General features: G+C 70.3%; 23 protein-coding genes. 17 read left to right on the forward strand and 6 right to left on the reverse strand.

Translation table 11 applies throughout. The features are described 5' to 3' along the window. Positions 1 to 150: 150 nt before the first annotated feature. Together ACIRRY_RS50635 and ACIRRY_RS50640 are read left to right on the forward strand one after the other, a co-directional pair. The gene (locus ACIRRY_RS50635) at positions 151 to 936 is read left to right on the forward strand and encodes a hypothetical protein (protein WP_403987560.1); all 786 of its coding nucleotides are present in this window, start codon (positions 151 to 153) and stop codon (positions 934 to 936) included. A gap of 91 nt (positions 937 to 1027) precedes the next feature. After that, on the forward strand, positions 1028 to 1606 hold the full coding sequence (locus tag ACIRRY_RS50640) for a Uma2 family endonuclease (protein ID WP_403987563.1): 579 nt from the start codon (positions 1028 to 1030) through the stop codon (positions 1604 to 1606). Here ACIRRY_RS50640 and ACIRRY_RS50645 read toward each other — a convergent pair whose 3' ends face one another. Next, positions 1607 to 2326, reverse strand: a complete 720-nt coding sequence (locus tag ACIRRY_RS50645; RefSeq protein WP_403987566.1) for a TSUP family transporter — start codon at positions 2324 to 2326, stop codon at positions 1607 to 1609. Positions 2327 to 2473: 147 nt separating this feature from the next. Here ACIRRY_RS50645 and ACIRRY_RS50650 point away from each other — a divergent pair, with 147 nt between their 5' ends. Together ACIRRY_RS50650 and ACIRRY_RS50655 are read left to right on the forward strand one after the other, a co-directional pair. Next, complete coding sequence (locus ACIRRY_RS50650; RefSeq protein ID WP_403987569.1) at positions 2474 to 2665, forward strand: hypothetical protein; 192 nt, start codon at positions 2474 to 2476, stop codon at positions 2663 to 2665. Between the two features lie 105 nt (positions 2666 to 2770). Further along, positions 2771 to 3283 carry an SgcJ/EcaC family oxidoreductase gene (locus ACIRRY_RS50655; RefSeq protein ID WP_403987572.1) on the forward strand — a complete coding sequence of 171 codons (513 nt, stop codon included), beginning with the start codon at positions 2771 to 2773 and terminating at the stop codon, positions 3281 to 3283. Here ACIRRY_RS50655 and ACIRRY_RS50660 read toward each other — a convergent pair. Both ACIRRY_RS50660 and ACIRRY_RS50665 read right to left on the reverse strand, forming a co-directional pair. Beyond that, entirely contained in the window at positions 3249 to 4538 is a 1290-nt protein-coding gene (locus ACIRRY_RS50660; protein ID WP_403987575.1) for an ATP-binding protein, read from the reverse strand. The two genes, ACIRRY_RS50655 and ACIRRY_RS50660, sit on opposite strands and share 35 nt — an antisense overlap. Next, entirely contained in the window at positions 4535 to 5230 is a 696-nt protein-coding gene (locus ACIRRY_RS50665) for a response regulator transcription factor (RefSeq protein ID WP_403987578.1), read from the reverse strand. Before ACIRRY_RS50665 ends, ACIRRY_RS50660 begins: the two co-directional genes overlap by 4 nt. Before the next feature lie 196 nt (positions 5231 to 5426). Between ACIRRY_RS50665 and ACIRRY_RS50670 the strand changes: the two genes are divergently transcribed. From ACIRRY_RS50670 to ACIRRY_RS50685, 4 genes are all read left to right on the forward strand, one after another. Further along, a complete protein-coding gene (locus ACIRRY_RS50670) occupies positions 5427 to 6701 on the forward strand; it encodes an aspartate kinase (protein WP_403987581.1) in 1275 nt (424 codons plus the stop codon). Further along, the gene (locus tag ACIRRY_RS50675) at positions 6701 to 7768 is read left to right on the forward strand and encodes an aspartate-semialdehyde dehydrogenase (RefSeq protein WP_403987585.1); all 1068 of its coding nucleotides are present in this window, start codon (positions 6701 to 6703) and stop codon (positions 7766 to 7768) included. The genes ACIRRY_RS50670 and ACIRRY_RS50675 overlap by 1 nt, the downstream gene beginning before the upstream one ends. A 499-nt stretch (positions 7769 to 8267) precedes the next feature. Next, complete coding sequence (locus tag ACIRRY_RS50680) at positions 8268 to 8843, forward strand: SigE family RNA polymerase sigma factor (RefSeq protein WP_403987588.1); 576 nt, start codon at positions 8268 to 8270, stop codon at positions 8841 to 8843. Then, positions 8840 to 10102, forward strand: a complete 1263-nt coding sequence (locus ACIRRY_RS50685) for a hypothetical protein (RefSeq protein ID WP_403987591.1) — start codon at positions 8840 to 8842, stop codon at positions 10100 to 10102. Before ACIRRY_RS50680 ends, ACIRRY_RS50685 begins: the two co-directional genes overlap by 4 nt. On the opposite strand, the gene ACIRRY_RS50690 is transcribed toward ACIRRY_RS50685, so the two are convergent. Beyond that, complete coding sequence (locus ACIRRY_RS50690; protein WP_403987594.1) at positions 10072 to 10917, reverse strand: SURF1 family protein; 846 nt, start codon at positions 10915 to 10917, stop codon at positions 10072 to 10074. The two genes, ACIRRY_RS50685 and ACIRRY_RS50690, sit on opposite strands and share 31 nt — an antisense overlap. Before the next feature lie 159 nt (positions 10918 to 11076). On the opposite strand from ACIRRY_RS50690, the gene ACIRRY_RS50695 reads away from it, so the two are divergent. Continuing rightward, positions 11077 to 12876, forward strand: a complete 1800-nt coding sequence (locus ACIRRY_RS50695; RefSeq protein ID WP_403987597.1) for a prolyl oligopeptidase family serine peptidase — start codon at positions 11077 to 11079, stop codon at positions 12874 to 12876. Positions 12877 to 13043: 167 nt separating this feature from the next. Here the strand turns inward: ACIRRY_RS50695 and ACIRRY_RS50700 are convergent, their stop codons facing one another. Beyond that, positions 13044 to 14963, reverse strand: coding sequence for an NAD-binding protein (locus tag ACIRRY_RS50700; RefSeq protein ID WP_403987600.1), 1920 nt, complete (start codon positions 14961 to 14963; stop codon positions 13044 to 13046). A gap of 180 nt (positions 14964 to 15143) precedes the next feature. Here ACIRRY_RS50700 and ACIRRY_RS50705 point away from each other — a divergent pair, with 180 nt between their 5' ends. From ACIRRY_RS50705 to ACIRRY_RS50730, 6 genes are all read left to right on the forward strand, one after another. Then, positions 15144 to 16190, forward strand: a complete 1047-nt coding sequence (locus ACIRRY_RS50705; protein WP_403987604.1) for a permease — start codon at positions 15144 to 15146, stop codon at positions 16188 to 16190. Continuing rightward, positions 16187 to 16972: a TIGR03943 family putative permease subunit gene (locus ACIRRY_RS50710; RefSeq protein ID WP_403987607.1), complete on the forward strand. Its 786-nt coding sequence runs from the start codon at positions 16187 to 16189 to the stop codon at positions 16970 to 16972. Before ACIRRY_RS50705 ends, ACIRRY_RS50710 begins: the two co-directional genes overlap by 4 nt. Positions 16973 to 17145: 173 nt before the next feature. Next, on the forward strand, positions 17146 to 17823 hold the full coding sequence (locus ACIRRY_RS50715) for a hypothetical protein (RefSeq protein WP_403987610.1): 678 nt from the start codon (positions 17146 to 17148) through the stop codon (positions 17821 to 17823). 134 nt (positions 17824 to 17957) lie between these two features. Then, complete coding sequence (locus ACIRRY_RS50720; protein ID WP_403987613.1) at positions 17958 to 18311, forward strand: MerR family transcriptional regulator; 354 nt, start codon at positions 17958 to 17960, stop codon at positions 18309 to 18311. Between the two features lie 203 nt (positions 18312 to 18514). After that, entirely contained in the window at positions 18515 to 18718 is a 204-nt protein-coding gene (locus tag ACIRRY_RS50725) for a cold-shock protein (RefSeq protein WP_019063123.1), read from the forward strand. A 181-nt stretch (positions 18719 to 18899) separates the two neighbouring features. Then, entirely contained in the window at positions 18900 to 19238 is a 339-nt protein-coding gene (locus ACIRRY_RS50730) for an SCO5918 family protein (protein ID WP_403987616.1), read from the forward strand. A gap of 117 nt (positions 19239 to 19355) precedes the next feature. Here ACIRRY_RS50730 and ACIRRY_RS50735 read toward each other — a convergent pair whose 3' ends face one another. After that, a complete protein-coding gene (locus tag ACIRRY_RS50735; RefSeq protein ID WP_403987619.1) occupies positions 19356 to 20414 on the reverse strand; it encodes a PucR family transcriptional regulator in 1059 nt (352 codons plus the stop codon). A gap of 270 nt (positions 20415 to 20684) precedes the next feature. Between ACIRRY_RS50735 and ACIRRY_RS50740 the strand changes: the two genes are divergently transcribed. Next, positions 20685 to 21329 (forward strand): hypothetical protein, encoded by a 645-nt coding sequence (locus ACIRRY_RS50740; protein WP_403987622.1) that lies wholly within the window; start codon positions 20685 to 20687, stop codon positions 21327 to 21329. A 329-nt stretch (positions 21330 to 21658) separates the two neighbouring features. Beyond that, positions 21659 to 23806: a flotillin family protein gene (locus ACIRRY_RS50745; RefSeq protein ID WP_403987625.1), complete on the forward strand. Its 2148-nt coding sequence runs from the start codon at positions 21659 to 21661 to the stop codon at positions 23804 to 23806. Positions 23807 to 23835 lie beyond the last annotated feature (29 nt).

Genomic DNA, 23835 nt, shown 5'->3' on the forward strand with positions numbered 1-23835 from the left:
GTACGTCACCCCGCTCGAAACGAGATCCTTGCTCAGGCAGAGCTTCGTCCCGGCAGCGTAAACACCCGCTGTCCAGTTCGCGGGGGGAACTTCACTGAGGCCGGCCACCTGCGCTGGATCAAGGAACACATCACCGTCGAGGACAACTCGATGCGGTGGGTGACGCGGACGTACTGGTCGCGTACGCCCAGGTCGGCGCAGTGGTGGGCCGAGTTCGCGCGTGAGCGCCACGGCAGGGACGTCACGCATGACCACCAGCCGGGCCTGGCGAGGGCGGAAGACCCGACCCCTGCGCCGGAGAGCGAGCGCGATGGCGATAGCGACGGAACGGCGGAGACGGACCCGACGCCGCCCGAGCCCAGCGCCGCGTACCGCGCCCTCACTCAACTCCGTTCCGCCGACCCCCGTATGAGCCTGTCCGAAGCCGAATGCCGAGCCCTCGAACCCCTCGCCGCCGAGTGGCTGGCACGAGGCGCCACCCCGGCAGGCATGGCCCGCGCACTGACCGACGGACTGCCACCCAACGTCACGAACCCGGGCGGACTGGCCCGCAACCGACTGGAGTCGAAGATGCCCCCGAAGAAGAACGACGCCGCCGAGACCCGCCCCCTCCGCGCCCGGGTGACCCGCGTGCTCATGGCCTGCGCCACCTGCGACGCCGACGAGCGGACAGCGAAGATCATCAACGGCATCTGCGAGGAATGCCGCGCGGAGCCGGATCTGAGCGAGGAGGAGATCAAGAAGGGGTTCGAGGAGATCGCCTACCTGGGAACCACGACGGCCCGCTTCCTGAAGCAGAAGCTGGAACGCCGTACGGGCGGGCCCGTGCCCGACACGTTCCGTCCCGTGCCGATCGAGGACCGAGTCCACTACCACTACCGCGACAACCGCGACCGCATCGCGAACGGCCTCCCGCCGAGGCGGTGGAAGCCGTGACGGTCGGGAAGCGGCACGGAGGAGAGGGGGGCGGCGTATGAGCGTGCAGGACGTGCCGGTCGGGGCACTATGGAGTCGAGGAGGCGACGCCATGACCCCCAGGACCGAGCAGCAGCCAGAGATGTCCGTCGAGGAGTTCGAGCAACTGGAACGCCACGCCCCGGAGACCGTGTGGCTGGAGTTCATCAAGGGGAAGGTGCAGGTAAAGCCCGTGCCGGATGGCAACCACACGGAGATCTACATGTGGCTTCTGGAGCGGTGCATGCAACTGCGTCCCGATCTGCGGCTCTATCCGGAGCGAGGTCTCAAGACCGAGGCCTATCGCAAGGGACGCGCTCGTGCGGACGCGATCCTGTTGCCCAAGGGCGGCCTCAAGGGACAGGGCGAGTGGTCCGAGGCTGAGGGAGTCCTGATGGCCGTAGAGGTTACGTCGCACGACTCCGACACCAACCAGCGCGACCGAGTCGAGAAGCCCGACGGCTACGCCGCCGCAGGCATCCCCGTCTACCTCCTCATCGACCGTGACGACTGCTCGGTCGTCGTGTTCAACCAGCCGGAGGACGGCCGCTACCGGCATGAAGAGAAGTTGCCCTTTGGGGCCGCGGTGAAGCTTCCCGACCCGGTGAACATCACCCTCGACACCGACCCCCTCAAGGAGTTCGCCGACTGATCACAACCCCCACACCCCCTTCCCCACCGCCGTCACCCCGCCCGCCAACGCCAGCGACAACACCAGCCACCTGGCCCGCGGTTCAGGTATCCGCCCCGCCAACCCCCGCCCGATCACCCCGCCCACGACCATCGCCGCGCCGACCGCCACCCACCGCGCCCCACTCAACGACGGCACCCCGTTCGCCGCCACCGAGAACGCGTTGACGACGACGCCGTAGAACTGCGCGTTGGGCACGAACTCCCGTACCGTCCAACCCGCGTTGACCGCGTAGAGGGAGATCGGCGGGCCGCCCACCCCCGCCGCCGCGTTCATGAAGCCGCCCGCCGCGCCCGCCGCGACGGCACCGCGAGTGCCCCGAAGGGCGGGGACGCGGGCGCCGCGCATCACCAGCAGGACAGCCACCGTCACCAGGCCGCCCATCACCAACAGGAGAACCGGCGGCGGGAGTTGGCGGGTCATCCACGCCCCCGCCGGCACCGTGCACACCGCCGCCGCGCACAGCGGGACCATCGCGCGCGCCCGGACCTGACGCCAGCCGCCCGCCAGGCCCACGACGCTGATCGCGCCGGCGGCGCAGTTCGCGAGGACGACCCCCTGTGCCGGGCCGAGCAGGAGGACCAGGGCCGGTACGGCTACCAGGGCGAAGCCCATGCCGGTGAGCCACTGGACGGAGGAGCCCAGCAGGACTATCGCGCCGAGCAGTATGTCGGTCGTCATGGACCAACATCATTCAGGGGCCGGGGTGTAGCCCGCTACACCCTCACTTCGGGACCGCGCTCCCTCGTCGTGGACCTGCGGAAACGGGATCGTTGAACACGTCAGCCGGTGAAAGAGCCACCGGCCCGGATCCCGAAGGTGACCGTCATGAAGAACCTCCTCTCCTCCCGGCCCGTCCTCTGGTTCCTCTTCCTCTTCAACCTCGCCGTCGCCGCAGTCGCACCCTTCGTGGTCGACGGAACGCAGGGCGTGATGACCGCAGTGGGGATGGGCGTCGTGTCGCTGGGTGCCGGGGTCAGCCTGGTGCGGGACCGTGATCGGGCGGACGCAGCGCGTTAATTGGGCCGGTCCTGGCCCAGTCCTGTACGTCCGTTGCACGGGCGCTAAACGGCCGGACGCGAGGCTTGAGTCATCCCAAAAGGCACCAGTACAACTGGAGTTGAGATGACCCGCCGGTCCATGAGTCGGTCCATCAGCAAGCGTGCAGCCGTCGTCACTGTCACCACCGTCCTGGCCCTCGGCACCCTCGGCACCGTCGCCGCGACCGCCGGGCCGCAGAAGGACGCCAAGCCCAGCAAGAAGCAGATCGCCGCCCTCTTCGACGGCTGGAACGCCGCGCTCAAGACCGGTGACCCCAAGAAGGTCGCGAACCGGTACGCGCCGGACGCCGTGCTGCTGCCGACCGTGTCCAACAAGATCCGCACCGACCGTGCCGAGATCATCGACTACTTCGAGCACTTCCTGCCGAACAAGCCGGTCGGGAAGAAGATCGAGACGATCGTGAACGTGCTCGACAGCAACTCCGCGATAGACACCGGGATCTACGAGTTCACGCTCACCGACCCGGACACCGGCGCGAAGCGGCTCGTCGAGGCCCGTTACACCTACGAGTACGAGAAGCGCGGCGGCACGTGGCTGATCGTCAACCACCACTCCTCGGCGATGCCCGAAGGGTGATGACGACGGCAAGTCCGGTTTCCGGCGCGTCCCGCAGGGTCACCGTGCCGCCGTCGTCCGTCACCAACTGGCGTACGACGGCCAGGCCCAGGCCCGAACCGGTGCGCCCGGTGAGGCCCTGGCCGCGCCAGAAGCGGTCGAAGGCGCGGGACTTGTCCGCGTCGGACATGCCGGGGCCCTCGTCCGCCACCGTCAACTCGACCTCGTCGCCCTGTGATTGGGCCCGTACGGTGATCGTCGCGCCGTCCGGCGACACCTCCAGGGCGTTGGAAAGCACGTTGTCCAGGACCTGTTCGAGATGACCGGGACTGGCCAGCACAAGCGGCCGGCCGTCGACAACACTCCCCCTGAGCGCGATCTCGACCCCGCGCTCGTCGGCGGCCGGTCTCCACACCGAGAGACGTTCGGCCACGATCTCCCGTAGCGGCAGCGGTTCCGCCGCCGTCACCTTCGCCTCGGCCCGCGCCAGCACCAGCAGGCCGTTGACGAGGCGGCTCATCCGGACCACCTCGGCCGTCGCCTGTTCCACGTCCTCGCGCACGAACTCGTCGTCCACGCCGTCCGCGATGTTGTCGAGCGAGAGTCGCAACGCCGTGAGCGGGGTGCGGAGTTGATGCGAGGCGTCGGCCACGAAGATGCGCTGCGAGGCGATCAGGGTGTCCAGGCGTTCGCCCGCCTGGTTCAGGGTGCGAGCGAGCGTCTGCGTCTCGTGCGGGCCCGTCACCGGGGTGCGGGCCGTCAGGTCGCCGTCGCTGAACCTGCTTGCCATGTCGTTGAGTTGGCGCAGGGGGCGGGTCAGGCGACGGGCCACCAGCGCGCCCAGTCCGGCCGCCACCGCCAGGACGGCGAGGGCGAGGATCGCGCGGAAGCCCCAGATCTGCACCAGGCGCCGGGTCAGGTCGGAGGTCGGGTACGTGATGCGTACGGCGCCGATCGTCCGGCCGTCGCGCTTCGCCGGTGCCGTCACCTCCAACTCCCCGTCGCCCCAGTGCGTCGCGGTCTTCGCCTGTGCGGCGGGCAGTACCTCGGCCGTGCCGGGGGTCTCCTGCGCGTACGCCACCACCATGCGGTCCAGCGCGGCACGCGAGGCGGCGTCGCCGCTCAGCAGCAACGCCATTGTCCTCGCCTCGCGCCGTACCGACTGCTCGGTGTCGCCCCGGAGTTGGGCGGTCAGCGTGAAGGCGACGGGCACGGTGAACGCCGTCAGCGCCACGGCCACGAGCAGGACGTAGCTGACGATCAGCTGCCGGATCATGAGGCGGGCGATCCGTCTCCGGAGGAGGTGATCTCCAGGCGGAAACCGACCCCCCGTACCGCCTCGATCGTGATCGCGCCCGCCAACTTCCGCCGCAGCGCGGCCACATGGACGTCCAGCGTCTTCGTCGGGCCGAACCAGTTCGCGTCCCAGACCGCTTCCATGATCTGCTCGCGCGACATCAGCGCCCCGGGCTCCTCGGTGAGGAACGACAGCAGGTCGTACTCCTTGGGAGCCAGCGGCACCTCCTCGCCGTCGAGGCGGACCCGGGCGGCCCTGCGGTCGACGGTGAGGCGGCTGCCGTAGGCGTCGGGGCCGGCGGCCTCCGCGACCGACCGGGGCTGGGCGCGGCGCATCACCGCCCTTATGCGGGCGATGACCTCCCGGACCCCGAAGGGTTTCGAGACGTAGTCGTCCGCGCCCAGCTCCAGGCCGACCACCCGGTCCGTCTCGTCGCTGCGCGCGCTGATCACGATGATCGGCACGTCGCCGCGGGCGCGCAGCGCCTTGCACACGTCGAGGCCGTCGGTGTCGGGAAGGCCGAGGTCGAGCAGGACGACGTCGTAGGGGTCCCGGTGGCTCAGCGCCGCGCCGCCCGTGGTGACCCAGTCGACCGCGAAGCCGTAGCGCAGCAGTCCGCGTCGTAGTGACTCGGCCACCGGTTCATCGTCTTCCACCAGAAGTACGCGCACACGGCGCACCTTAGTGCTTGAAACTTAATGAACGGCCGTCACTTGTGACACTCGGCACTTTTCCCGCACCCCTCAAATGGGCATGCGCTGACCTGGGCGTCCGAAGCTTCCGAATCTCACGATGCGATACCACGGAAGCGAATTTCGGGTGCTCGTTAAACTGAGCCGACACACCAGGACTGAGCGAGGAGCGCACGTGGGCCTTGTCGTGCAGAAGTACGGAGGCTCCTCCGTAGCCGATGCCGAGGGCATCAAGCGTGTCGCCAAGCGAATCGTCGAAGCGAAGAAGAACGGCCACCAAGTGGTCGTCGTCGTTTCCGCGATGGGCGACACGACGGACGAGCTGATCGATCTCGCCGAGCAGGTATCTCCGATGCCCGCCGGGCGTGAGTTCGACATGCTGCTGACCGCCGGAGAGCGGATCTCCATGGCGCTGCTGGCCATGGCGATCAAAAACCTGGGCCACGAGGCCCAGTCGTTCACGGGCAGCCAGGCAGGCGTCATCACCGACTCGGTCCACAACAAAGCGCGGATCATCGACGTCACGCCCGGTCGGATCCGTACGGCGTTGGACGAGGGCAACATCGCCATCGTCGCCGGGTTCCAGGGTGTGAGCCAGGACAAGAAGGACATCACCACGCTCGGGCGCGGTGGCAGCGACACCACCGCCGTCGCGCTGGCCGCCGCCCTCGACGCCGAGGTCTGCGAGATCTACACGGACGTCGACGGGGTGTTCACCGCCGACCCGCGGGTGGTCGCGAAGGCGAAGAAGATCGACTGGATCTCCTTCGAGGACATGCTGGAGCTCGCCGCCTCCGGCTCCAAGGTGCTGCTCCACCGCTGTGTGGAGTACGCCCGCCGATACAACATCCCGATCCATGTGCGGTCCAGCTTCAGCGGACTTCAGGGCACCTGGGTCAGCAGTGAGCCGAAGCAAGGAGCCCAGCAGGTGGAGCAGGCCATCATCTCCGGTGTCGCGCACGACACCTCCGAGGCCAAGATCACGGTCGTCGGCGTGCCCGACAAGCCGGGCGAGGCCGCGGTGATCTTCCGGACGATCTCCGACGCCCAGGTCAACATCGACATGATCGTGCAGAACGTGTCGGCGGCCTCGACGGGTCTCACGGACATCTCCTTCACGCTCCCCAAGGCGGAGGGCCGCAAGGCCATCGACGCCCTGGAGCGGAACAAGGGCGGCATCGGCTTCGAGTCGCTGCGCTACGACGACCAGATCGGCAAGATCTCGCTGGTCGGCGCGGGCATGAAGACGAACCCCGGCGTCACCGCCGACTTCTTCACCGCCCTGTCCGACGCGGGCGTCAACATCGAGCTGATCTCGACCTCCGAGATCCGTATCTCGGTGGTCACCCGCGCCGACGACGTCAACGAGGCCGTCCGTGCCGTGCACACGGCGTTCGGCCTGGACTCCGACAGCGACGAGGCCGTCGTCTACGGAGGCACCGGCCGCTGATGGCCAGCACCGGAGCGACCGTGCGTCCGACACTCGCCGTTGTCGGAGCGACCGGGGCCGTCGGCACGGTCATGCTCGGGATCCTGTCCCAGCATGCGGACATCTGGGGCGAGATCCGCCTGATCGCCTCTCCGCGCTCGGCCGGCCGCAAGCTGGCCGTGCGCGGGGAGCAGGTCGAGGTGGTGGCCCTGACGGAGGAGGCCTTCGACGGGGTCGACGTCGCGATGTTCGACGTACCCGACGAGGTCTCCGCCCAGTGGGCGCCGATCGCCGCCGCCAAGGGCGTGGTGGTCGTCGACAACTCGGGCGCCTTCCGGATGGACCCCGAGGTGCCCCTGGTGGTCCCCGAGGTCAACCCGCACAAGGTGCGCTGGCGACCGCGCGGGATCATCGCCAACCCGAACTGCACGACCCTGTCGATGATCGTCGCCGTGGGCGCGCTGCACGCCGAGTTCGGGCTGCGCGAGCTGGTGGTGTCGTCGTACCAGGCGGTGAGCGGGGCGGGGCGGGCCGGGGTCGAGACCCTGCGCCAGCAGCTCGCCCTGGTGGCCGGCACGGACCTGGGCACCAAGCCCGGGGACGTACGGCGGGCGGTCGGGGACAACACCGGGCCGTTCCCGGAGCCGGTCGCGCTGAACGTCGTACCGTGGGCCGGGTCCCTGCGTGAGGACGGCTGGTCCTCGGAGGAGATGAAGGTGCGGGACGAGTCCCGCAAGATCCTCGGGCTGCCCGCGCTGCCGGTCGCCGTGACGTGCGTGCGTGTCCCGGTGGTCACCACGCATTCCCTCACCGTTCACGCGCGCTTCCAGGGCGAGGTCACCGTCGACGGGGCGCGCGAGATCCTCGCCACGGCCCCGGGTGTCGTCCTCTTCGACGATCCGGCCGCCGGGGAGTTCCCGACACCGGCCGACGTGGTGGGCACCGACCCGACCTGGGTGGGGCGGCTGAGGCGGGCGCTGGACGATCCGACGGCGCTCGAACTGTTCGTCTGCGGGGACAATTTGCGCAAGGGAGCCGCCCTCAATACGGCACAGATCGCCGAGCTGGTGGCGCGCGAGCTGGCCTGACCCTCCCGTCCCGAGGCCCTGCCCGTCCGTAAATCCGCTGGCCAGTGGCGCAGGGGTTTGTAGGATCACTGTGCGCGATGTGGTCGGATTAATGGTTGGGACCACTTGAATCCGGCCACCTTCGCATCCGAAGATTTCACTCCCCGCTCTCCGCAACCGCGCGGCGAGCGGGGAGCGTCTTTGCGAACGCCCTTCAGGGGGTGCGGGGATGCGGTGAGGGGCGTGGGGACGCCCCGGCCATTCGTGACACAGGGGAAGAGCGGGTAGGCATGAGGGTGTTCGACGCACTGTCGGTTGTGCTGCCTGACACCAGACGGGCGGGTGGTGACGGCGGACCGGTGGGTGGACCGATTGTTTCGTCTGACGTAAATGTGACGGCCGACGCGTACAACCCCCAAGGGGGGAAGCGCGTCCAACTGGCGTGGCTCAGGTACTCGACTTCACTGCGGCACGCGGTACGGCCCTCCGGCCACCGCGTGGATCCCGTGCGCCCGGCGGCATGCCGGTGATCGCGCCGATGCCCGCAGCGCGGCCCGCCCGCATCCCGAACCAGCGCGACGGCGTCGACGACACCGTCGCGGCCGGAACGACCGTCGACCATCTCACCGAGACCTATCGGGCGCACTACCGCTCGCTGCTCGGCCTGGCCGCACTCCTCCTCGACGACACCGCGTCCTGCGAGGACGTCGTCCAGGAGGCGTTCATCCGGGTCCATTCGGCGCGCAAACGCGTTCGTGACCCCGAGAAGACCCTGGCGTATTTGCGCCAGACCGTCGTCAACCTCTCCCGCTCCGCCTTGCGCCGCCGCATCCTCGGCCTCAAGCTCCTCTCGAAGCCGATGCCGGACATGGCCAGCGCGGAGGAGGGTGCCTACGACCTGCTGGAGCGCGACTCCCTCATCAAGGCGATGAAGGGTCTGCAGCGCCGCCAGCGCGAGGTCCTGGTCCTGCGTTACTTCGCGGACATGACCGAGGCGCAGGTCGCCGAGTCGCTCGGCATATCGCTGGGCTCGGTGAAGGCGTACGGCTCACGCGGGATCGCCGCCCTCCGGGTCGCGATGGAGGCGACGGCATGAGCGACAACGCAGAGGGAAACGGTTCGCGTGAACGGCGCGAGCCGGAAATCCGGCGCGGTCCGACCTGGGCGCGCAAGGAAGAACCGAACGAATCGCACGCTGGGAACGGAACTGTGAACCACGGCCCCGACGAACAGAGCCCCAACGGGCCGAGCCTCGACGGGAATTCTGAGCACCCCGAGAGCCCGGAGAACCCGAACCCCGAGGGGCGCAGCCCCGATCCCGCACCGGCCATGGCCATGGCCGGCATCGGCGGGGACAACACCGAAGGGTTCGAGGCGGACGAACTGGTCCTGCGCCGGCTGCTCCACCAGGCGGTCCAGGAGGTCGAGCCGCGGGACGGCACGCTGGACCACCTGCGCAAGGCGGTACCGGCCCGCCGGGCCCGCAAGCGCCAGGCCCTCGTCGGCGTGGCCGCCGCCGCGCTCTTCTTCGGCACCGCCATCCCGGCCCTCGTGCACGTCTCGAACTCGACCGGTTCCGTCGACCCGTCCATGGCGGGCAACAGCTCACAGGCACAGGGCGGCACCAGTCAGGGCAAGGGCCCGGACGGCGGCTCCAGCACGTCCGGAGGATCGTCGGGGCAGGCCTCGCAGAACCCGGGCGGCCCCAAGAACGACGGCTCGGGCAAGCCCTCCGGCAGCGGCACCGCGAGCGCGAACCCCTCGGCCAGCACCGGGACGGCCGCGCCCATCTGCTCGCGGGAACAGCTCGGTTCGGCCACGTCGTCCCTGGACGCCCCCGACGCGGCGGGCGCGGTCTACGGCACGTTCACCGTCACGAACGTCTCCGCCACCAGCTGTACCGTCGGCGGCCCCGGCGCCGTGGGCTACGCCGTACAGGGTGCCGCGGACGCGAACAAGATCAACGTGATGCAGCACAGCGCCGGGGACGCGGCGGCCGGGCTGCCCGACCCGTCGACGGCGGCCACCCAGCTGGTGCTGCTGCCGGGCTCCGCCTACCAGGTCAAGTTCGCCTGGGTGCCCTCCGAGACCTGCCCCACCAGCGGTGGCAGCACCGGCGGCACCACCACCGGCGGTTCGACGGCCAGCCCGTCGCCCAGCGAGGACGCCACCACGAGCAGCGGGTCCACGACCGGGGACACCGGTTCGACCACCCAACTGCTGGAGGACGGCACGCTCGACGGCAGCGTCCAGATCTCCCACACGACGGACAACGGCTCGACGACGGCCACCGCGACGGTGTCCAACGCGTGCGCGGGCACGATCTACCGGACGGACCTGCTGGCGGGTTCGTGAGCCGGTAGTTCGTTCTTCTCCGGGTCCGCTGCGTCCGCTGCGTCTTCGGCGTCCCCTTCGGGCACCAGGCCCAGCTCCGCGTCGCGCGCGAACTCCACCTCGCGGCGCAGCAGCCGGAACCACATGAAGACGACGAAGCCCGCGAAGACGAACCACTCACCGGTGTAGCCGAGGTTCTGGAACGCCTTCAGGTCGAGGCCGGTGTTCGCGGGCGCGGTCGCCGGTACGGTCCGCATCCCGGAATCGCCCTTGTCGAGCGTGATCCACGCGTCGTACAGGTGGTACGGGACCAGGTTCACCAGCGAGGCCGCGCTGATCGCGGCGGTCTGGCCGGAGGGCAGTCCGCCCTGGGCGCTGACGCCGTTGTCGCCCGGGGTCTCGGACGCCTGGAGCGAGCCGGTGACGGTGATCTCGCCGGTGGGCGCGGCCGGTGCCTTCGTGGCGTCGGGCGTGCCGGGCAGCCACCCGCGGACCACGGGCAGCGCCTTGCCGTCGTCGGTGCGCAGCAGGGTCAGGACGTAGAAGCCGTTCTTCCCGTCCAACTGGCGGTCGGGGACGAGGAGTTGCTTGCCGTAGCGGCCGGTGGCGGTGGTCTGCCGGCCCGAGGTGTTCTGGTCGACCGGGAGCAGTTCGGCCAGTGGACGCGCGGCTTCCGTGCGGTCGGTCTCGACCTGCCGGGTGGCCTGGTGGCTGCTGTCCACGCGCGCCTGGAACCGGCTCAACTGCCATGACCCCATGAAGACGCAGAAGGGGATGGCGAGCAGTACGAAGACGTTGATGCCCCACCAGCGCGATGTCAGCAGAAACCGGTACACGCCTTCCACGGTACGGGGCTGTCGCGGGGCTCTCGGCAAGGGGGTCGGCCCGGAGGTTCACCCGGCGTCGGCAATGGTCCGGCCGGGTCTTGGTCGAAGTTATCCACAGGCTGAGGATCCGATCAGTGCAATGTCTGTGTGGGCGGGCAGTATGGGGCCATGACTGAGAGCAACGGGTCCGCGAACACACCGGACTGGGAGAAGCGCTTCAGGGCGCCCCGAGTGTCCCTGCCCGACTGGGCGGAGGACGCACCCGACCGTTCCCTGTTCGTGTCGAACGCGACAGGGACGTATGAGCTGTACGCCTGGGACCGGGCGACGGGCGAGCAACGCCAGGTCACGGACCGGCTGAACGGCACGACGGACGGTGTGCTCTCCCCGGACGGGGAGTGGATCTGGTGGTTCGACGACAAGGACGGCGACGAGTTCGGCGTCTGGCGCCGCCAGCCCTTCAAGGGCGGCCCCGACGAACCGGCCGTCCCCGGCCTCGAACCGTCCTATCCGGCCGGACTGGCCCTCGCGCGCGACGGCCGCACGGCGGTCGTGGGCCGCTCCACGGACGAGGACGGTACGACGATCCACCTCGCCCGCACCGGTGACGAGACCACGCTGATCTACCGCCACCGCGAGTCGGCGGGCGTCGGCGACCTGTCGCACGACGGTTCGCTGATCGCGATCGAGCACACCGAGCACGGCGACGCGATGCACTCGGCGCTGCGCGTCCTGCGCCCGGACGGCACGGCGGTCGCCGACCTGGACGACACCAAGGGCGGCACCGAGGAACTGGGCCTGGAGGTGCTCGGCTTCGCCCCCGTGGAGGGCGACACCCGGCTCCTCATCGGCCATCAGCGGCGCGGCCGTTGGGAGCCGTCGGTGTGGGACGTGGTGAAGGGCGGCGAGACGGACCTGTCCCTGGACCTGCCCGGCGACGTGAGCGCCGAGTGGTACCCGGACGGCTCGGCCCTCCTCATCGCGCACAGCTTCGAGGCCCGCAGCGAGGTCTTCCGCTACGACCTGGCCTCGGGCGAGTTGCTGAAGGTGCCGACCCCGCCCGGTTCGGTCTCCGGTGCCACGGCCCGCCCCGACGGCAGCGTCGAATACCTCTGGTCGTCGGCCGCCGAGCCGTCCGCCGTGCGCTCGACGACGGGCGACGTCGTCCTGGACCCGCCCGGCCTGAAGTCACCCGGCTCGGTCCCGGTGGAGGACGTGTGGGTGGAGGGCCCCGGCGGCCGGATCCACGCCCTGGTCCAGAAGCCGGCGGGCGCGACCGGCCCCCTCCCCACGGTCTTCGACATCCACGGCGGCCCGACCTGGCACGACAGCGACTCGTTCTCGGCGGGCCCGGCGGCGTGGGTCGATCACGGCTACGCGGTGGTCCGGGTCAACTACCGCGGCTCGACCGGGTACGGGCGCGCCTGGACGGACGCGCTGAAGGTCCGGGTCGGTCTCATCGAGCTGGAGGACATCGCGGCGGTGCGGGAGTGGGCGATCACCTCGGGGCTCGCCGACCCCGCCCGACTGATCCTCACCGGCGGCTCCTGGGGCGGCTACCTCACCCTCCTCGGCATCGGCACCCAGCCCGACGCGTGGACCCTGGGCATCGCTGCGGTCCCGGTCGCCGACTACGTCACGGCGTACCACGACGAGATGGAAGCGCTGAAGGCCATGGACCGCACACTGCTGGGCGGCACGCCCGAAGAGGTTCCCGACCGCTTCGACGCGTCCTCCCCGCTGACCTACGTCGACAAGGTCACGTCCCCGGTCTACATCTCGGCCGGCGTCAACGACCCCCGCTGCCCGATCCGCCAGATCGACAACTACGTGAAGCGGCTGGAGCAGCGCGGTGCCGTCCACGAGGTGTACCGGTACGACGCGGGGCACGGTTCGCTGGTGGTGGACGAGCGGATCAAGCAGGTGAGGCTGGAACTGGACTTCGCGGAGCGGCATTTGGGCTCCTGAACACCGGTCACCTCTTGCTGAGGGGACCTTTCAACGCCGGTCATTTTTCGGCACAGGCCCGCACAATCAGCCCGTCCGGCGTTTGAGGACGAGGCCCCTTCAGGGCCGAAGCGGGGGGTCTGGGGGCGCAGCCCCCAGGAACGCCCGCTTCGGCCAAGGGCACCTGTTCAAGCACCTGCACGATCCCGAGGCCGCCGCCCCAGCAACTCCGCCAACCCCCGCCGAGTAGCAGCCAGCACAACCCTGTCCGAGCTCCGCAGGACATACGTGTCGGGAAGGTCCCACACCAACCCCGACCGCCGTACGTCCTCGGAGGCGTCCCGCGTTGCCGTGTCCAGTGCCAACACCCGCCAGGACCCGGCCCGGAACGCCTCGGCGATCGTCTTCCCGTCGAGCTGGGGATGCCCGCCCACAGTCATCGCCGCGAACAGCAGCACCCGCCGCTCGACCGGGATCGCCCCCAGGATCTGCCGCCCCATCATCGCCCCGGCGAACGCGGGCGCGGCCAGATGGGACACGCTCCGGCTCCGCGTGAGGGCACCCGGGTGAGCGGCACGCAGGGTCCGGTACACGGCGGTCGCGAAGTCGTCGTCGTAGAGCCGGAGTACGACCCGGAGATCCGGCCGCACCGAGCGGGCGTACAGCACCGCTTCGAGGTTCGTGGTGTCGGAGCTGGTGACCGCGAGGAGGGCGTGGGCGCGGTGGACCTTGGCGGATTCCAGGACGCCCTCCTGGGTGACGTCACCGAGGATCACCGGGACCCGCAGCCGGCGGGCGGTCGCGAGGCCGCGGGCCTCGGGGTCGGCCTCGACGCACACCACGGGGATGTTGAGTTCGCGCAGCCGGGTCAGCACCCGGGTGCCGATCTTGCCGAGCCCGAGCAGCACCACATGACCCCCGAGCCCACGCGGCGGCTTGCGCAAGGCGGACGCCGTACGGAACGTACCGAGGGCTTCGAGGACCGCGGCCAGCAGCACGGGCAGCATCAGCAACCCGACGAGACCGGAGAGGAGTTGAAGAATCTGCCGGCCCAACGGCGCCCCGATCGCGGGGTCGTCGATCGCGAAGAGATCGAGCAGGGTCAGATAGAAGGCGGTCAGCGGATGGATCCGGGTCACCAGCCACAACGAGATCGCGAGCGCGACCACACACGCCACCATGCCCGCCAACGACCAGCGCAGCCGCCGGGAGAAGAGAGACGAGAACGCCGGTACGACCCCGCCGCCCCGCCCGCCCGGCAACTGCGGCCCGGCGTACGAGACCTGCTCCAGGACGACGGTCCCGCGCCCGGTGGCCGAGGCGACGGCCGCCGCGTCGGGCAGCAGGCGCGGGCCCTGTTCGCCCATGCCCTCGGAGCCGTCCGCGCCGGCCGGGTCGCTGTTGGTCGCCGACAGCAGGGCCAGCGTGGCCAGCCCAGGATCGGCGACCTGACCGGGTCCCGGCGGCGGCCGTTCCACCGCGCGCAGCAGCAGCCCGTCGGTCTGGACGACCTTGCTGGTACCGGCGAGCGCGGTGGCGGCCAGCGCGGGCGCGGCCGTGTCGGCGTCGGAGAGAACGGTGGTCGAGGCGTCGAACCCGGTACCACTCCCGCTTCCGCCCCCGCCTCCGCCCTCGTCACCGGTCGCCAACGCGGCCGCCTGGTCGAGGAGTTCCTCGATGTGCTGGCCGAGCCGCCGGTTGTAGAGGCGCAGCACCAGCCGGATACGGGGGTTGAGGCGGCGGGCGGTGAGGGCGGCGCGGATGTTGCTCTCGTCGTCGTCGTAGACGAGGGCCAGCGCGGTCGCCCGCTCCACGCCCGCCTCGGCGAACACCGCCTCGGTCAGCTCGGCGACCTCCAACACCCGCTCCCCGCGCGGGGGTTCGGGGGCGGCGGGGGCGCCGTTGCCGTTGCCGGTGCCGTTCGCCCGGGCCACCGCCGCGTTGACCCGGTCGCGCAGCGCCGCCGAGGCGGCACGCGCGCGGCCGACGACGGGTGGGCGGGCGGTGGCGTCGGAGAGCGGGACGACGAGGGTGATCTGTTCGCCGTAGACACTGCGCAGTTCGACGGCGAGCCGGTGCGCGAGCGCGTCGTCGCCGCACACCACCATGTGCGCACGGGCACCGCCCGGAGGACTCTGATTCGGAACGCTGCTCGCCACGAGGGGAAAGACTGCCCCAAGGAGGTGGGTGGTTCCAGTATTCCGCTGAACACCCTTGCCCCGACCGCCGTATGCAGAGGGAGGGAGCAAAACTCGCGAAACCATGTGCTTGCCGGAGGTATCTCACCCGTGGCCATCACCACCGAACCAGCCGCGCCGACCACGGAGACGCCGCCGACCGCGGAAACGCCCCCACAGCCACCCGCGCCCGTGCCTTCGAAGGACGGCTGGCAGCTCAGTTCGCCGCTCGTGCTGACCATGGTGATGCTCGTGGCGGTGCTGGCGCAGGGGCCGGTGCGGCAGGCGCTGTCCGCGCCGGTGATGCAGAGCTGGATGACGGTGTTCGTGGCCGTGGTCGTGCAGGCCCTGCCCTTCCTGGTGCTGGGCGTGCTGCTGTCGGCGGCGATCGCGGTGTTCGTACCGGCCACGTGGTTCACCCGCGCGCTGCCGAACAATCCGGTCCTCGCCGTGCCGGTGGCCGGGATGGCGGGCGCGATCCTGCCCGGCTGCGAGTGCGCGTCCGTGCCGGTGGCGGGGGCGCTGGTGCGCCGGGGCGTCACCCCGGCGGCGGCGATCGCGTTCCTGCTCTCCGCCCCGGCGATCAACCCGATCGTGCTCACCGCGACGGCCGTGGCGTTCCCGCGCAACCCGGAGATGGTGCTCGCCCGGTTCGTCGGCAGCCTGCTGGTGGCCTGTGTGATGGGCTGGCTGTGGCAGCGCCTCGGGCGCACCGACTGGCTGAAGCTGCCCGCCCACGAACCGCACGCGGGGGAGACCAAGGGGGCCGCGTTCTGGGGCTCGGTGCGGCACGACGTGATGCAGGCGGGCGGGTTCCTGGTGCTCGGCGCGATGTCCGCGGCCACGCTCAAGGCGGTCGCGCCGGCGAGCTGGCTGCGGACGGCGGCCGACAACCCGGTGGTGGCGATCCTCGCCCTCTCGATCCTGGCCGTCCTGCTGTCGATCTGCTCGGAGGCGGACGCGTTCGTGGCCGCGTCGCTGACCCAGTTCTCGCTCACGGCAAAACTCGCGTTCCTGGTGGTGGGCCCGATGATCGACCTGAAACTGTTCGCCATGCAGGCCGGGACGTTCGGGCGCGGCTTCGCCCTGCGCTTCGCGCCCGCCACCTTCGTTCTCGCCATCGCGGGCGCGGTCGTCACCGGGGCGGTGCTCCTGTGAACCGCCAGGCACAGGCGGCGGTCCTGTTCCTGGTCGGCGCGGCCCTCCTGCACGCGGGCTTCACCAACCTCTACCTGCGCTACGTCAAGGCCGGACTCCAGCCCCTCCTGCTGCTCTCCGGCGTGGTCCTGATCGTGGCGGCACTGGCGACGGCCTGGTACGAGTGGCGCCGGGCACGGCTGGAGAAGACCCAGGCGGAGGCCCATGCCGAGGCCCACGAGGAGACGGTCGAGACGGCGGACGCGGCCCACGACAGCCATGGCGTCCACGTACACCGCGAACCCCGCATCTCCTGGCTCCTGGTCCTCCCCCTCTTCGCCCTGATCCTGGTCGCCCCGCCGGCCCTCGGCTCCTACAGCGCGGTCCGCACCGGCACAGCGCTCATGAAGCCCTACGGCCTCTCCAAGCTCCCCGACAGCGACCCGCTCACCATCGGCCTGGTCGACTACGCGAGCCGCGCGGTCTACGACCACGGCCACTCCCTCGGCACCCGGCAGCTCAAGGTCACCGGCTTCATAGCCCTGGACAAGTCCGGTGCCCCCTACCTCGTCCGCATGGCCCTCAACTGCTGCGCGGCGGACGCCCAGCCGGTCAAGATCGCGCTGACCGGCAAGATCCCGCCGGTACTCCAGCCCGACACCTGGCTGGAGGTCACCGGTACCTACAGCCCCAAGCAGACCAAGGACCCCATCAACAACGGCCCGATCCCCTACTTCCAGGTCTCCCTCGCCAAACCGGTCCCGACCCCGAAGGACCCGTACGACGAGAGCTGGAACCAGTAGGGGACCCGGCGCGGAACGGGGGTGGCCCACTTCGCCGCGCCCGTCCCCGCCACGCCCGCGGGCGTACCGTGAAAGGACCGAGGGTTTCTCGCGCACCGGATCACACCGGTGTCGTCCTCGGCGAACCACGACGCCGGGGCGGACGTGTCCGCGCCCGGGGCAGGGCTCAGCCCATGACCGTGAATGTGCCCGGTCGGCCGGTGGCCGCGGCCCTCGTCACGCACGTCGGCGCCGACGAGACGCACGCGGAGCAGACGTGGTCGTCCCGTCACGAGCGCGGCCCCTCACCCTGGCAAGGGGACCGTGTCCGTCCGCTCAGCCGGCGCCAGATCGAGGACCGCTTGGAGGACCTGGGCGCGCTGTACGAGGAGACCCGCGGCGCGGCCCGCACCGGCAGCCGTTCCCGCACCGCGTTCCTGCGGCGCCTCGCGGGTGACGTCCGGCGGCCCGGGTTCGCCCTGCTGATCGCCGAGAACACGACCCTGACGGCCTGCGCCTACGGCTTCCCCGTGCGCGCCGCCGATCCCTGGTGGCAGGGCCACGACACCCGGCTGCCCCGGCTGCTGCGCGGGCTCGCGGTCACCGGCGGGTTCTTCGCGGTCTCCGGGATCGTGGTCCCGCCCCGCGTGCGCACCCACTACCAGGACCGGGACTGGAACCTCGCCCGGCGCCTCCAGCGCCGGCTGCTCGACGATCACGTGCCGGCCCTGGGCGTCGCCCTGGTGCCCCACACCGACACCGAGACCCTGACGGCCTACCGGGCCTGGGGCTGGCAGGACGTCGCGACGGGCCCTGACGGTCTTGATCCACGGCCTTCCGGGGCCTGCCGGGTGCTGGTTCTGGGACGCTGAGCGCGTCAACCGGCGTTAGGACATCTGTGCTCGCCGCGACAGAGATTCCCTGGGTGCGACTAGAGTTCCGGTACGGGGGAACCCGCTCCACCGCGGCAGGCCGCCCCCGCCCGGTGGTCCGCAGGAAGGTGTACATGCCCGCAGAAAGCCAGCAGCCCGCGGCCGACCGGCTCGACGACGACGACTACCCCGCCTACACCATGGGCCGGGCCGCCGAGCTGATCGCCACCACCCCCGGTTTCCTCCGGTCACTGGGTGAGGCCGGGCTGATCACCCCCACGAGGTCGGACGGCGGTCACCGCCGCTACTCGCGCCATCAGCTCCGTACGGCCTCCCGCGCCCGCGAACTGGTCGACCAGGGGACCCCCATCGAGGCCGCGTGCCGCATCATCAGCCTGGAGGACCGGCTGGACGAGGCCCTGCGCGTCAACGAGGAGCTGCGGGGCAACAGGGAGCTGCACGGCTCGTCCCATGGTGAGAAAATCTGATGTCGGTGAAACAGAAATTCACCATTTCGGAAGGGGCTTTTCGAGCCCAATTCCACCGTTGCGCAAAAGGGTTCCGTGCTAGGCTGACTTCAGTTGCAGTTGTGGTTGCCAATTTTGGACCGGTACTTCCGGGCAGGTGATCATCACGGCGATGGAGGAGATTCGTAAAGTGCGGATCTCGTGCACTGCCTAGGAGTTAAGACATGGCCACCGGTACCGTGAAGTGGTTCAACGCGGAAAAGGGCTTCGGCTTCATCGAGCAGGACGGCGGCGGCGCTGACGTCTTCGCCCACTACTCGAACATCGCCACCCAGGGCTTCCGCGAGCTGCAGGAAGGTCAGAAGGTGACCTTCGACATCACGCAGGGCCAGAAGGGCCCGCAGGCGGAGAACATCGTTCCCGCCTAAGCACGCGAGACTGCGAAACAGGGGCCCGCACCTTGGGTGCGGGCCCCTTTTCGTATCCGCTCATTTACCTGCCGTTCCCCGGCCGGTACCCGCCGTTCCATGGCCGTTCATCGGCTTCCCCGGCTTTCCCCGAGGAGAAATCCTCCCCTCTCCTCCCGCTCGAACCCCTTGGTGAGGCACCATGCGCTGCGTGATCGCCCGTTACCCCTTCGATCTGACGAAGAGCGAGGTGGAGGAGATGCTCAAGGGCATCCGCCCGGAGCAGCCCGTCACCGGCCAGTGCGCCGTCATCAGCCGCAAGCTGTACCCGGTGAAGCAGGTCGGCGAGGTCATCACCAAGCAGGACCGCCGTGACTTCACCGCCTTCGAGGTGACCAGGGCCCTGACCCGGCTCGGCTTCACCTGCCACGAGACGCCGCCCGCGCCCGCCACCCCCGCGCCCGCACCGGCCCCCGTCGCGGACACCACCGCGGACTCCGGCCCCGACTCGACCTCGTACATCGGTACCACCCTGGGCTGACGCCACCGCCCGTACGTCCCCGCACACCCCGAGCGACCACGCCGCCATCGATCCATCCGGGCGCGAGGTCGCTCTTTGCGTCTCTTTGCGTCCCTGCCGACCCGACGGGAACCGCCGTCACAGCTCCTTGTCGGGCCAGTCCAGCAGTCGTGCCCCGATGACCGCCGTCTGCAGCGTGTACCGCTGGCCGGGATCCGCCGGGTCCGCGCCGGTGAGCTGATGGATGCGTTCCAGCCGGTAGGTCAGCGCGCGCACACTCAGTGAGAGCCGGCGGGCGGACTCCGCGGCCACGCAGCCGCAGTCGAAGTACGTCGAGAGGGTGTCCAGCAGCGGACGCGGTCCGCCGCGCGCCTTCGTCAGCGGGCCCAGCGCGTCGAGGACCAGATCCGCCATCGCCTGCCGGTCGCGGGTGAGCACCGGATAGACCAGCAGATCGGCGGCGCGCAGGAGCGGGCCCTCCAGGTTGAGCCGCTCGGCCAGTTCGAGCGTGTTCAGGGCCTCCTCGTACGACTGGACGATCCCGCCCGCGCCCGGCTGCGGGCGGCCGATCGCCGTGCGGGTGCTCTCCGCCGCCGCGTACGCCTGCTTGGCGAAGTGGGCCAGCACGTCGTCCTGGTCGCCGGGCGCGACACACAGCATCCGGCCGGCCTTCGTGGTGAGCAGGATGTTGCGGTCACCGAACCGGCTGATCATCGCCCGCTCCACCTGCCGCGGCACCGGCGCGCTCTCGTCGTACGGCGTCGGGCCCTGGACCACGGCGACGGCGTGCGTGTGGGAGAGGCGCAGGCCGAAGCGCTCGGCGCGTTCCGCGAGCCGGCCCGGACCGCCGCGGCCGTAGAGGAGGTCGTCGATGAACTCCCGCCGCGCCGCCTCCTCCTGGCGTACGGCGAGTCGCTGCGCGCGTTCGTAGCCCTCGGTGAAGGCGTCGATCACCTGCTGCACCGCGGCGAGTGTGCAGTCGGCGGAACCGGGGGTCTGTGGCCAGGCCGTGCGGGTGGCGGTGAGATGGGCGCTGACCAGGGCGCGCAGTTCGTGGCCGGCCTCGGCCGCGTACTCGCCCAGGGTGCGGCGGGCCTCCAACTCGGCCCGGGTCAGGCGGCGTCCGGTGTCGGCGACATCGGCCAGGAGCTGCGCGAACCCCGCCAGATACTGCTCAGGTATGCCGCGCTCCGGCAACTCCGCCCCCTGTTTTCTTGACGTCCCACTGACGCTTTCTTAGCGCGTCCCCGGCATCAAGACCCTATTGAACACTGCCGGGTTCCGGCAATGCGCGGGCGCGCACCCCGCGTGCACCATGGCGCCAGGGGAGCACCGCGGAAGGTTCCGGTGCCGGACACCGGCAGGTGTCCAGCACCGGTTCCGCGATCCGCGCATCCCCGTGAGCTGAGCCGAGCCGGGTTGAGCTGTGAGCTGTCGGAGCGAGCGAGGGAACGGGGGGACGGGGTCATGGGGGCGTTCGTCACGGCCGCCGTCGGTTTTCCCGCCATCGTCTTCAGCGCGGCGCTCGTCGTGGTCGTCCTGTACTGGCTGCTGGTCGCGCTCGGCGCGGCCGACGCCCACGGACACGCCCACCTGCACGTCAACTCCCGTACCCACTCGGGTGGTTGGGGACTCGGCGGGGTCCCGGTGACGCTCGCCTTCTCGCTGTTCGTCGCGGTCGGCTGGCTGATCAGCTTCTGCGCGAGCGTGCTGTTCGTCCCCGCGGGCCTGGCCGGCGTCCTGGTCGGGGTGGTCGTGCTGATCGGCACGGTGTACGTCTCCTGGCAGACGACCAAGCTGCTCGTACGACCCCTGCACCGCCTGTTCCCCGACGGACACGGGCCGTCCCGGCTGGACTTCGTCGGGCTGACCTGTGTCATCCGCACCGGCCGGGTGGACGCGGGGTTCGGACAGGCCGAGGTCAGGGCCGCGGACGGCTCCGCCGCGGTGGTCCAGGTCCGGCAACCGGGCAACGACGCCCTCGCGAGTGGCAGCACCGGACTGCTCTACGCCTACGACGAGACCGGCGAGTTCTTCTGGGTCGCGCCCTATGACAGCGCGCTGGACCCGCGGACCGGCCCGTCGACCGACTCGGGCGGCCACCCGGGGTAGATCGCCAACACCTGTTGGCCCACGGCCGTTGCCTACGCGTGGTGGCGGACGACTGTTGGCCTACGACCGTTGGCACGCGCCTGTTGGCCTACGACTGTTGGCACGCGCCTGTTGGCCTACGACTGTTGGCCCACGTCCGTTGGCTTCCGCCCGTCGGCCCGTGCCGTGCAGTGCCGTGCCTGTCGCCCACGTCTGCTGATCAACCGCTGTTGGCCCACGTCGGTTGGCCCACGCCAGTTGGCAACCGCGGGTTGGCACACGCCCGTTGACCCACGCCCGTTGACCCACGCCCGTTCCACCACCCTTCTCATCCCATGAGGACCCATGTCATGAACGCCATCACCGTCGGCATCGGTGTGTTCGTCGCCGTTCTCCTGCTCATCGCGCTCACCCTGCTTCTCATGGTCGGCCGGCTGTTCCGGAAGGTGGAGCAGGGGCGGGCGCTGATCGTCTCCAAGACGAAGAAGGTCGATGTCACCTTCACCGGGGCGGTCGTCCTGCCGGTGCTGCACAAGGCCGAGTTCATGGACATCTCGGTGAAGACCATCGAGATCCGGCGCACCGGGCGCGAGGGCCTGATCTGCCAGGACAACATCCGCGCCGACATCCACATCAGCTTCTTCGTGCGGGTCAACAAGACCGTCGAGGACGTCATCAAGGTCGCGCAGGCCATCGGCACCCAGACCGCGAGCGACCCGGTGGCGATCCAGGACTTCTTCGCCGCGAAGTTCTCCGAGGCGCTGAAGACCGTGGGCAAGCAGCTCGACTTCGTCGATCTCTACACCAAGCGCGAGGAGTTCCGGGACCGGATCATCCAGGTCATCGGCACCGACCTCAACGGCTACCACCTCGACGACGCGGCCATCGACTTCCTCGAACAGACGCCGATGACCCAGCTCGACAACCAGAACATCCTGGACGCGCAGGGCATCCGCAAGATCACCGAGCTGACGACCATCGAGCACGTCCGCACCAACGAGTTCCAGCGCACCGAGCAGAAGGAGATCACCCGGCAGAACGTCGACGCCCGGGAGACCATCCTGGAGTTGGAGCGCCGGCAGGCCGAGGCGGAGATCAAGCAGCGCCGTGAGGTGGAGGTCCTGCGGGCGCGCGAGGAGGCCGCCACCGCCAAGGTGCAGGAGGAGGAACGGCTGGGCGCGCAGGCCGCGTTCCTGCGCACCGAGGAGCAACTCGGCGTCCAGCGCGAGAACCAGGCCCGCGAGATCGCCGTCGCGCAGAAGAACCGCGAGCGGGTCATCGCCGTGGAGAACGAGCGCATCGAGAAGGACCGCCTCCTCGAAGTCATCGCCAGGGAACGGGAGACGAGTCTGTCCGGGATCGCCCGGGACAAGGAGGTCGAGGCGGAGCGGCGCGAGGTCGCGGACGTGGTCCGGGAGCGGATCGCCGTGGACCGTACGGTGGCCGAGCAGGAGGAGGCCATCAAGAAGCTGCGGGTGGTGGAGGAGGCGGAGCGCACCCGGCAGGCCGTGATCATCGCCGCCGAGGCCGAGGCGCAGGAGAAGCTGGTCAAGGACATCAAGGCCGCCGAGGCCGCGGAGGCCGCCGCCAAGCACCGCGCCGGCGAGCAACTCACCCTCGCCGACGCCCGGTTGAAGTCCGCCGACCTCGACGCACGCGCCAAGCTGCGGCTCGCCGAGGGCATCCAGGCGGAGGCTGCCGCGGCCGGACTCGCGGAGGTCCAGGTCCGTGACAAGGAGGCCGAGGTCACCGTGAAGGCCGGCCGCGCGGAGGCCGAGGCCACGGGGGCGCGGCTGCGCGCGGAGGCGGACGGCACCGAGGCCCGGCTGCGGGCGGAGGCCGAGGGCACCCGGGCCAAGGCGCTCGCGGAGGCCGAGGGCGCGCAGGCGAACGCGCTGGCGCAGGCCGAGGGCGTCCGGGCGAACGCGCTCGCGGAAGCCACCGGCATCGGCGAGAAGCTCAAGGCCGAGGCGGCGGGGCTCACCGAGAAGGCCGCCGCGATGGCCGCCCTCGACGACGCCTCGCGCGGGCACGAGGAGTACCGGCTGCGGTTGCAGGCCGAGAAGGAGATCCGGCTGGCCGGGCTCGATGTGCAGCGGCAGGTCGCCGAGGCGCAGGCCACGGTCCTCGCGACCGGGCTGGAGCACGCCGACATCGACATCGTCGGCGGCGACTCGGTCTTCCTCGACCGGCTCGTCTCGGCGGTCTCGTTCGGCAGGAGCGTCGACGGCTTCGTCCAACACTCCGATACGGCACAGGCGTTGGCGCGTCCGTGGCTCGACGGCACGTCGAACATCGCCGACGATCTCGGACGCGTCCTCGGCTCGGTCTCCACGGCCGACGTGCAGAACCTCACCGTGTCCGCGCTGCTGATGAAGCTGATGTCCTCGGACTCGGCGAACGCCGGTCAGGTACGGCAACTGCTGGACAGGGCTGGCGAGTTGGGCCTGGCGGACACTCCGCTGGCCGCGCTCAACGGCCACCCGGCGCAGGCCTGACCCCACCGACGGTCCGGAACTGCCGCACA

Source organism: Streptomyces sp. NPDC101776 (assembly GCF_044766845.1).
In the GTDB taxonomy this organism is placed as follows: domain Bacteria; phylum Actinomycetota; class Actinomycetes; order Streptomycetales; family Streptomycetaceae; genus Streptomyces.

Bases quoted from the DNA above. Each gene is read 5' to 3' on its own strand.
- ACIRRY_RS50645 (WP_403987566.1), bottom strand. From the start codon at position 2,326: ATGACGACCGACATACTGCTCGGCGCGATAGTCCTGCTGGGCTCCTCC.
- ACIRRY_RS50700 (WP_403987600.1), bottom strand. From the start codon at position 14,963: ATGGTGGTGTGCGGCGACGACGCGCTCGCGCACCGGCTCGCCGTCGAA.
- ACIRRY_RS50730 (WP_403987616.1), top strand. From the start codon at position 18,900: ATGCGCTGCGTGATCGCCCGTTACCCCTTCGATCTGACGAAGAGCGAG.
- ACIRRY_RS50685 (WP_403987591.1), top strand. From the start codon at position 8,840: ATGAGCGACAACGCAGAGGGAAACGGTTCGCGTGAACGGCGCGAGCCG.
- ACIRRY_RS50635 (WP_403987560.1), top strand. From the start codon at position 151: ATGCGGTGGGTGACGCGGACGTACTGGTCGCGTACGCCCAGGTCGGCG.
- ACIRRY_RS50695 (WP_403987597.1), top strand. From the start codon at position 11,077: ATGACTGAGAGCAACGGGTCCGCGAACACACCGGACTGGGAGAAGCGC.
- ACIRRY_RS50680 (WP_403987588.1), top strand. From the start codon at position 8,268: ATGCCGGTGATCGCGCCGATGCCCGCAGCGCGGCCCGCCCGCATCCCG.
- ACIRRY_RS50640 (WP_403987563.1), top strand. From the start codon at position 1,028: ATGACCCCCAGGACCGAGCAGCAGCCAGAGATGTCCGTCGAGGAGTTC.
- ACIRRY_RS50745 (WP_403987625.1), top strand. From the start codon at position 21,659: ATGAACGCCATCACCGTCGGCATCGGTGTGTTCGTCGCCGTTCTCCTG.
- ACIRRY_RS50675 (WP_403987585.1), top strand. From the start codon at position 6,701: ATGGCCAGCACCGGAGCGACCGTGCGTCCGACACTCGCCGTTGTCGGA.
- ACIRRY_RS50715 (WP_403987610.1), top strand. From the start codon at position 17,146: ATGACCGTGAATGTGCCCGGTCGGCCGGTGGCCGCGGCCCTCGTCACG.
- ACIRRY_RS50655 (WP_403987572.1), top strand. From the start codon at position 2,771: ATGACCCGCCGGTCCATGAGTCGGTCCATCAGCAAGCGTGCAGCCGTC.
- ACIRRY_RS50660 (WP_403987575.1), bottom strand. From the start codon at position 4,538: ATGATCCGGCAGCTGATCGTCAGCTACGTCCTGCTCGTGGCCGTGGCG.
- ACIRRY_RS50740 (WP_403987622.1), top strand. From the start codon at position 20,685: ATGGGGGCGTTCGTCACGGCCGCCGTCGGTTTTCCCGCCATCGTCTTC.
- ACIRRY_RS50650 (WP_403987569.1), top strand. From the start codon at position 2,474: ATGAAGAACCTCCTCTCCTCCCGGCCCGTCCTCTGGTTCCTCTTCCTC.
- ACIRRY_RS50720 (WP_403987613.1), top strand. From the start codon at position 17,958: ATGCCCGCAGAAAGCCAGCAGCCCGCGGCCGACCGGCTCGACGACGAC.
- ACIRRY_RS50725 (WP_019063123.1), top strand. From the start codon at position 18,515: ATGGCCACCGGTACCGTGAAGTGGTTCAACGCGGAAAAGGGCTTCGGC.